At 64.6% G+C, this 8,779-nt stretch carries 8 protein-coding genes; 3 read left to right on the top strand and 5 right to left on the bottom strand.

Translation table 11 applies throughout. From position 1 onward, the window contains the following. A partial coding sequence (locus CMN27_RS10920; protein ID WP_293626395.1) for a putative sulfate exporter family transporter occupies nucleotides 1-632 on the bottom strand: 632 nt, incomplete at its 3' end. 108 nt (nucleotides 633-740) lie between these two features. Here CMN27_RS10920 and CMN27_RS10915 point away from each other — a divergent pair. The 3 genes from CMN27_RS10915 (at nucleotide 741) to CMN27_RS10905 (ending at nucleotide 3,184) form a co-directional block, all read left to right on the top strand. Further along, complete coding sequence (locus tag CMN27_RS10915) at nucleotides 741-1,661, top strand: LysR family transcriptional regulator (protein ID WP_293626393.1); 921 nt, start codon at nucleotides 741-743, stop codon at nucleotides 1,659-1,661. Between the two features lie 77 nt (nucleotides 1,662-1,738). Continuing rightward, nucleotides 1,739-2,326, top strand: coding sequence for a PRC-barrel domain-containing protein (locus tag CMN27_RS10910; RefSeq protein WP_293626392.1), 588 nt, complete (start codon nucleotides 1,739-1,741; stop codon nucleotides 2,324-2,326). Between the two features lie 144 nt (nucleotides 2,327-2,470). Next, nucleotides 2,471-3,184: a thioredoxin domain-containing protein gene (locus CMN27_RS10905; protein WP_293626391.1), complete on the top strand. Its 714-nt coding sequence runs from the start codon at nucleotides 2,471-2,473 to the stop codon at nucleotides 3,182-3,184. Here CMN27_RS10905 and CMN27_RS10900 read toward each other — a convergent pair. The 4 genes from CMN27_RS10900 to CMN27_RS10885 form a co-directional block, all read right to left on the bottom strand. Then, entirely contained in the window at nucleotides 3,181-4,662 is a 1,482-nt protein-coding gene (locus tag CMN27_RS10900) for a DUF3482 domain-containing protein (RefSeq protein ID WP_293626390.1), read from the bottom strand. The two genes, CMN27_RS10905 and CMN27_RS10900, sit on opposite strands and share 4 nt — an antisense overlap. A 1-nt stretch (nucleotide 4,663) precedes the next feature. Next, complete coding sequence (locus CMN27_RS10895; protein ID WP_293626388.1) at nucleotides 4,664-6,091, bottom strand: DUF2868 domain-containing protein; 1,428 nt, start codon at nucleotides 6,089-6,091, stop codon at nucleotides 4,664-4,666. 207 nt (nucleotides 6,092-6,298) lie between these two features. After that, complete coding sequence (gene cydB, locus CMN27_RS10890; protein WP_293626386.1) at nucleotides 6,299-7,306, bottom strand: cytochrome d ubiquinol oxidase subunit II; 1,008 nt, start codon at nucleotides 7,304-7,306, stop codon at nucleotides 6,299-6,301. Further along, nucleotides 7,306-8,697 (bottom strand): cytochrome ubiquinol oxidase subunit I, encoded by a 1,392-nt coding sequence (locus tag CMN27_RS10885; RefSeq protein ID WP_293626384.1) that lies wholly within the window; start codon nucleotides 8,695-8,697, stop codon nucleotides 7,306-7,308. The genes cydB and CMN27_RS10885 overlap by 1 nt, the downstream gene beginning before the upstream one ends. Nucleotides 8,698-8,779 lie beyond the last annotated feature (82 nt).

Raw genomic sequence — 8,779 nt, 5'->3', positions numbered from 1 at the left:
ACTTCATGAATGGAACTGCCGGCCCAGGCGGAATACGCCGCTTCGCTCAGACCGATATGCGGCGCGATCGCCGGGTAGGCGAACATCGCAATCGTGCCGAAGACCGTGACCATCGCGATGGCACAGGCCACGTCCTGCCCGCGCGCGCGGATCACGCCGTCGACTGCCACCACCGCCGAGGCCCCGCAGATGCCTGTGCCACAGCCGACCAGCACGCTGAGCGTATCCGGTAATTTGAGCAGTCGGCCAAGCGCGATGGCGAGCACGATGGTGCTGACAACCGCGGTCGTTACCAGCACCAAACCGCCAACGCCGACAGACAGCAGATCCTGCACGACGACCCGAAAACCCAGCAATACAATGCCGGCCCGCAGCAGATAGTGCAGCGTCCAGCGGATGCCGGGCTCTACCCGTGCAGGCAAGACCACGCACAGCCGCAACACCACGCCGACCAGAATGCCGACCGTCAACGCGCTCAAGGGCACCACTCGATTGAGCGCAGGCCATGCCGAGATCACATAAGACAGGCCGGCCAGACACAGGCACAGCATGAGCCCCGGCCATAGCGTCGCACATCGATTCGACGCCTGACGGAACGGTATATGCAGAGACGCTGCAAGGGATAGCGACATACGTATGGCAAGGCTGCTGAACCGATGACACCAAGCCTCTGCGCGTTACGTATTAATTAAAATCGATTTATACCAAACTAACGTTTCGGTTTTATCGATGCATCCCCCATGACCGAACGCCTGCGCTTCACCCTGCGCCAGCTCGAGATCTTCGCGGCCGTCGCCCGGACCGGCCAGGTACGCCGCGCCGCCGAGGCACTGCACCTGAGTCAGGCCGCGGTCAGCCAGGCGATCGCAGAACTGGCGGACGCACTGAATGTGGACCTGTTCGAACGCCACGGTCGCGAGATCAAGCCAACGTTCGCCGCACGCCAGCTGCTTGCCCTGGCCGTCGAGCCCATGGACGCCCTCGCCCGGCTGCCGGAGCGGCTCGTCCCCTCGAGCGGCGGCGTGGCCACACTCAGCGGAACCATTCGTCTGGCTGCTTCAAGCACCATCGCCCGCTACGTACTGCCTGCCGGCCTCGCCCGTTTACGACAGACGCACCCGAACCTGCAAATACGCGTGCTTTCCGGCAACAGCGCCCAGGCCGAAGCAAGAGTCGCGAACCTCGAAGCCGATATCGCACTGATCGAAGGCCCGCCCCAGCGCGACGATCTCAATATCGCGCACTGGCACACGGACACACTGCAGGTTATCGCGCCGCCCGGCTATGACGTTGGCTCGATCGATCTGGCACATCTAAACAGGCATGCTTGGGTCGCACGCGAACCGGGCTCGGGTACGCGGGCCGTGTTCGAACAGAATTTGGCGCTGGCCGGCCATACCCCCCCGAACGCGCACCTGATCATCGACGACAGCGGCGCCATCGTCCGCGCGGTCGCCAGCGGCGCGGGGCTCGCCTGCGTGAGCGAGCTGGCGGCCAAGCAGGCCAGCGCTGCCAACCCGGTTCAGTTCGTTGCGCTGGCCGGGCTGTCACTTGCTCGGCCGCTCTGGCGGCTGTATCGCGTTTCCACCGCCCGCAGTGACTCGCTGCTGCAACGATTCGAGGCAGAACTCGATGCCGCACTGGATCGCCCATCAAACTGAAATCGATATTTTCAGTTTTCATTCAGCATCAGTGCCTACCATTCGGCCCGGTATTTCCAATAACCGAGGACATGAACATGGCGATACGTAAGACGAGTGCCATTGCGTTGACCGGTATCACCCTGGCGGCGACCAGCACCTTTGCGCTGGCCCAACAGAAGCCCGAAGGCCTTTATTCGGCCGATCAGCTCATGGATGCCGATGTCTATGCCCAGGGCAGCGACAAGCCGGTGGGCGAAGTCGATGACGTCATCCTCGACAACAACATGACCATCAAGTCGTTCGTGGTCGAGACCGAGAACAAGTTCGGTCTGGACGGCAAGTCGTACGTCGTCTCCCCCGATCAGCTCAGCGTCGAAACCATGCAGGGCGACAAGGCGACCGAACCGCGCTATCGCATCACCCTGATGGCCGACGGAAAGACGCTGAGTAGCTATCCGGTCTACAACGACTCTTGGTGGAACAGCACTCAGAATCAGGCGGCCGACGCCTGGGATCAGACCAAGCAGTCCGCCAGCAGCGCCTGGACGCGTATCAAGGACGGCACCACGGACCTTATCGACGACACCCGCGATGCCATCAGCGGTGGCGCCGACGACACCGGCGATGCGGCCGAGAACGCGGCCGACAAGACGGAAGACGCCGCCGAAGACGCCAGCAACTGATCGTTGCGATCGCGTTACGCGCAAGGGAGGGGCCGCGGCCCCTCCTTTTTTTATGCCTGTCGGGAACGTACCTGACCCACTATCGGTACACGCGGTATGATCCGGGGCTGTTGTCGCCCACTAGTCGGCCCGAGGAGTCGTCGTATGAGCCCACAGAACACCGGCCGGTCCAGCCTGTTTGGCGCCCTGTTTGTTCCTGCCCTGATTCTGGGTGCGCTGATCATCCTGGCGATCCTGGTGATCAGTTTTCGCGGCAGCGGCGATAGCGCCGCGCCGGGCGGCGATAACGTCCGCACCCTGTCGGCCGACAGCATGAACGCCTTCGAAACCGAATACGATGCGCTCGGCGAGGCCGTCGGCAGCGCCGATGCGCCCGTCACCGTGCGCGAGTTCGCCGACTACCAGTGCCCGGCCTGCGGCGCGTTCGCCCCCACCGCCGAGCGGATTCGCGACGAACTGGTCGACTCCGGCAAGGTGCGCTTCATCTTCTTCGATTTCCCGCTGCCCATGCATGCCCATGCCCAGCAGGCCGCAGTGGCGGCGCGCTGCGCGGCCCGCCAGGATCGGTTCTGGCCCTATCACCACCGTCTGTTCGAAACCCAGCGTGACTGGTCGCAGCGCGACGACCCGACCGCCATGTTTCTGGATATGGCGGTCGAAACCGGCGTGAATGCCCAGCGCCTGGAAGCCTGCATGACCCAGGGCGGCGTGGACGACGTGATCGCCCGCAATCAGGAAGCCGGCAAGGCCATCAGCCTGCGTGCCACCCCCACGGTGATCGTCGGCGACCAGATGTTTTCCGGCGTGGTGAGCTACGAGCGCATCCAGCAGGCCATCGCCGAGCAGACGGAGAACTAGAGCTCGTCCTCGATCGAGGCCAGCACGGTAAGCAGCGCGGCAAACGCCGCGCTTTCCTGATCGGGGTCGTGCTGGGCACGGGTGACCGATCGAAACCAGCGCGCCAGCGCTTTCTGCGGGCCGCTTTCCAGCTCGCGCGCGATGCTGCCATCGCCTGAAGCGCCTTCAAGCATGGCATCGCCACGCCGTGCATGGGCACGCGACAGAATCTGGCGGTAGCGAATCAGAATCGAGTCCAGCAATACCCAGGCAAAGTTCGGGTTGCGTGGCGGGCCGACCGTAATCCGCTGCCCGCCGAGCGGGCCGATACGCGCCATATCCAGGCGCAGCGTGGGAATGGCGTCGCCCTTGAAGAACGCCAGCGCCCCGCCGCCCAGGCCGCCAATGAGCGCCCCCACGCCCAGGGAGTGGCCGAACGTGGCCGCATCCACGCCGATACCGGCGCCGGCACCGACTGCAGCGCCGACGAACGTCAACTGCTGGCGGGTCAGGCCCAGCCGGCGCCAGGTTTCGTCGCTGGCCAGATCCAGATCGTCGTCGAAGCCTTTCATCGCCTCGGCCTGAATCGCGGTATGGCGATACAGGGTCAGCAAATCGTTCGCGGTCTCGCGTTCGAGCGCGGCGATGCGCTCGTAATATCGTCGGCTGGCCTGCTTCACGGCCTCGCGTTTCGCTGCCTCTGGCGCGGGCGCATCTTCGGCGTAGTGGCCGTGCTCGCGCAGCTCCAGCGCGATGCGTAGAAAGTGCTGGATGCGTTCGGCCGCTTCTTCGCGACGCTGTTGCCATTCGGCATCGAGCAAGGCGGTGGTGGTCTGCAGGTGCTCGCGGTCGCGTTCGTCGATCTGGTTGAGCGCGGCCAGCAGGTCGCGCCGGGTGGCAAAACGCGCGCGATGGGCATCGAACACCCGCACGAGGTTGAAGGCCTTGCCCAGATGCTCGCGCCATTCGTGTTCATGCCCGGCGCCCGCCTCACCGCGCTGGTTGAGCAGCGCCAGGCGTGCGCGCCCGGAAAAACGCAGGATCTCGATCTCGGCGAGGAAGCTGTCGTAAACCGGCACGCCGGGATCGATGACGTAGAGAATACCGGCGCCCTGGAGTAACGGCTCCAGCAGGCGGCATTCGTCCTCGAACTCGCCTGTATCACGGTATTCGTCGACGAACGACTGCAGTGTAGCCAGACCGGGCGTACCCGTTTGACTGCCGTGCAGCGCGCGAATGGCACGCAGCGCCTCGATGGGTTGCTGAAAACCGGGCGTGTCGATAAAGCGCAGCCGCTCGGCGCCGTCGAGCACCAGCGACAGCCTCTGGCAGCGCGTGGTCTCCCCCGGCTCGGGCGAAATACGAATGATGCGATCGTCGTCTTCTTCCAGCAGCGTGGCCAGGACGGCGGACTTGCCCATGTTGACCTTGCCCACCACCGCGAAACAGGGCACCTCTGTCGTCACCCACTCGGCAGGCTGTGTCGTGCGCAGCGCCATGTCAAAGCCCGCCGTCGTAGGCCACGATTTCGGTCGCCGGGTCGCGCAGCCCGTCGATGAACCGTGTCCAGCGTTGCAAATGCGCCGCATCCGGCGCGCCCGGGCCCTGTGCGTCCTGGGCGAAAACCAGCCATGTCATCGGCGTATTCTCCCCCACGGCCCCGCGTACCCTTGCATGCAGCGCGCCGACCTGTCGCGGCGCCAGCCCCCAGTCCTCGACCGCGAGCACGACATGATCCGGCCCGGCAGCCAGTGCGGCATCCGCGCTCGCCTCGGCATCCTCGTCGAGCACGCCAATACGCGCCTGCTCGCCCGGGTTCACCCGAAGCGCGCGCAGCAGAAAACCGCGAATGGATGCCGCCGCGATGCCGCTGCCGCCCACATCCAGCAGCAGCGCGGTATCGGCCGCGGGCGCGGCCACCGCCCCGCGCTCGATCCGGGTCAGCGATCGCCAGAGGCCGCGATGCCCCGGCGACTGGAAATCCAGCGCCGCCAGCGCCCGCCGTTCGCGCCATGCATAGAACACAACCAGCAGCAATCTCGGCAGCAGGCCCCAGACCAGCAGCGACATGAGCAGAAAACGCCACCACGCCGCCGTGCTTTGCGGGGTGGACGGCACACGGCGGCTGCCGTCGACGTAAGCCGCCCGGCTCGCCTCGATCTGAGCGGACGTAGGCACTGCTTCGGGCCAAATATCGCGCCAGGGCGCGGCCACTACACGGCTGGCCGAAGCGACCACGCCGCTCGTCTGGGGCGTGGCTTCCCAGTAAAAGCGCACGTCGAACACCAGAAGCGAACCCACGAAGGCCAGTACCAGCCCGCTGTTGAAACCCACGGCGCCGATCTGGAGCGTACGCGCCAGCGCGGCCTGCAGGGCGCGACGCGGCACGGCCGACTCGGCCAACCGCTCGCGCAGCAGGCGAAACCGCTGCTCGCGCTGGGCATCCTGCCCCTGCGTGAACCGCGCCATAATGCGGCGCATCGACCCTTCGAGCCAGGCCGACGAACCGCGCCCCCACGCCCCCACGAGCAGAAACAGTGCGAAGACCAGCCACGGGAAGACCAGCATCACGGCGAAAAACAGAACGACGTGTACGCCGACATTCGTGCCTGCGCACAGCCCCGCCACCAGTGCAAAGCCGGCGAGCGCCATACCGATAAAAAGCGCCAGCCGCGCCAGGCGCAGGCCCTGCGTCCAGGCATCGCCGGTGTCGATTGCATCGGCTTCGCGCCGATAATCAAGCCAGGCGCGCAGGCCCGCGCGGCGGCGAACACGCTCATCGCCGTCCGGCAGAACGGGCCGGATATCGCGGTTGAATATCAGCCGGTCGTGTTCGAGCGCGGCGTTATCCACGCCGATCAACACGGTTTCGAAATCGATGAGATCGGCCAGCGTCCAGCGCTGGCCCGCGGCACGGGCAGCATTCATCCCGCTATTAGAACATCGCGCGTGCTCGAAACGCGCGGCGCTCGCGAAAAGCGTGTGGCGCTTCTAATGCTCGAGCACGAAGAAGATGGCTTCGCGGAACACGAACGCCGCCGCGCCCCAGGCCAGCAGACTGGCCACACCGAGGCCGACGAACCAAAGAAGACGACGCGGGGTTTCACGCATGGCGGCTCCTTTCTGACATACGAACTAGTGATAGCCCATGTCGCGGCCGACCTTGCCGCGGAAAATCCAGTACGACCAGCCGGTATAGAAGAGGATGAACGGCAGCAGGATCAGCAGCCCGACGATCAGGAAACTCTGTGTTTCCGGCGGCGAGGCCGCATTCCAGATGGTCAGATGCGGCGGAATGATATGCGGCCAGAAGCTCGCCGCGAGCCCGCCGTAGCCCACGGCGAACATGCCCAGCGACAGCAGGAACGGCCAGTACTCATACCTCGCGGCCACGCTGCGATAGAGAAAGTAAGACACCACCACGCCCAGCAGCGGGAACGGCACCAGCAACAGCGCATGCGGAAAACCAAACCAACGCTCGGCATAGTTGCCGTCCAGAAACGGCACGTAGACGCTCACCAGCGCCATGAACACGATGACCGCGGTGAGCAGCGTGCGCGACCAGCGATAGGCCCGATCCTGCAACAGCCCGGTGGTCTTCATCACCACCCAGGTCGCGCCCAGCAGGGCATAGCCGGCCACCAGCGCAAAGCCCGTCAACAGCGTGAAGCCCGAGAACCAGTCGAAGGCGCCGCCCACATATTGGGCACCGTTGGCTTCGATTCCTTGGACGATGGCGCCCAGGGTGACGCCCTGACAGAAGGTGGCGACCAGAGAACCCAGCACGAACGCCAGATTCCAGCCCAGCTTGCGGCGGGCCTTGAAACGAAACTCGAACGCCACGCCGCGAAAGATCAACGCGATGAGCATACCGGTCAGCGGCAGATAGAGCGCGGGCAGCAAGACCGTATAGGCCGGCGGAAAGGCGGCGAGAAGTGCCACGCCGCCCAGCACCAGCCAGGTTTCGTTGCCGTCCCAGATCGGCGCGACCGAGTTCATCATGATGTCGCGCTCGGCCTCGCCGTAGGCCACGCCGCAGAGAATGCCGATGCCCAGCACGAAGCCGTCCAGCAGCACGTACATGAACACGCCGAAGGCGATCACGGCAAACCAGACCAGCGGCAGAATGTCGACACTATCCATCATTCTTCTCCCACCGGTTCATTCGGATACGACAGCGGCCGTGCCGGCGTGGCATACGGATCGGGCACGGGGTGCTCTGGCGCCTTGCCGGGCCCGGTCCGAATCACGCGCAGGATGTAGTACATCCCCCCGCCGAAGACGATGCCGTAGACGATCACGAAGGTAATCAGCGTAGCGGCCACGCTGGGCGCGGACACGGGCGAAACGGAGTCGGCCGTACGCAGCAGCCCATAAACCGTATAGGGCTGACGCCCGATCTCAGTCGTGAACCAGCCGGCCAGCACCGCCAGAAAACCCGATGGCGCCATGGCCACCAGATAGCGATGATAGCCGCGGGCATCGAACAGGCGACCGCGAAAGGCCAGCCATAGCCCGGTCAGGCCGGCAATGAGCATGAGAATGCCCAGCCCCACCATGAGCCGGAAAGAAAAGAAGATCGGCGCCACCGGCGGACGTTCGCTGGCCGGGAACTCCTTCAGGCCAACGAGCTCGCCATCCCAGTCGTGCATGAGGATGAGACTGGCCATGTTGGGCACGGAAATCTCGTAATGATTGGTTTCGGCCTCGGCATCCGGCCAGGCGAACAGCGCCAGCGATGCGCCCTTTTCGGTTTCCCAGTGCGCTTCGAGGGCCGCGACCTTGGCCGGCTGATGCTCGAGCGTGTTCAGACCATGAAAATCACCGGCCACGATCTGCAGCGGCGTGACAATGGAAACAAACGCCACACCCATGACCAGCATCACCCGGGCGGCCTCGTGGGCCGTGCCTTTGAGCCGATACCAGGCGCCCACGCCCAGAATCACGAACGCCGTGGTCAGATAGGCCGCCAGCACCATGTGCACGAGCCGGTAGGGGAACGACGGATTGAACACGATCGCCCACCAGTCGACCGGATAGAACACGCCGTCGCGCAGCTCGTAGCCGGCGGGCGTCTGCATCCAGGAGTTGGCCGACAGAATCCAGAACGCCGACAGCATGGTGCCGATGGCCACCATCAGCGTGGCAAAGAAATGCAGCTTCGGGCCGACCTTGTTCCAGCCGAACAGCATGATGCCCAGGAAGGTGGCCTCCAGGAAGAAGGCGGTCAGCACCTCATAGGAGAACAGCGGCCCGAGCACGGGGGCGGTGGCTTCGGCGAACACCGACCAGTTGGTGCCGAACTGAAAGCTCATCACGATGCCGGACACCACGCCCATGCCGAACGACACGGCGAAGATCTTCACCCAGAACTGATAGAGCCGGCGGAACACGTCGCGCCCGGTGAACAGGTGCATGCCTTCACACATCGCCAGCCAGCTCGCCAGACCAATGGTGAAAGCCGGGAAAAGGATGTGGAAGGAAACCACGAACGCGAACTGAATCCGCGACAGGATTTCTGCATCGAGTGCCATCGATATCTCCTGCGACGCCTCACGGGCTGTTGGGTCGCAGCACCCATGTGCTACGAGCCGCGCCCACCTATACGAAAGTATG

Source organism: Salinisphaera sp. (assembly GCF_002729955.1).
Taxonomy (GTDB): Bacteria; Pseudomonadota; Gammaproteobacteria; order Nevskiales; family Salinisphaeraceae; genus Salinisphaera.
The sequence above is the reverse complement of the archived record's forward strand: the minus strand, read 5'-3'. Positions and strand labels throughout refer to the sequence as shown.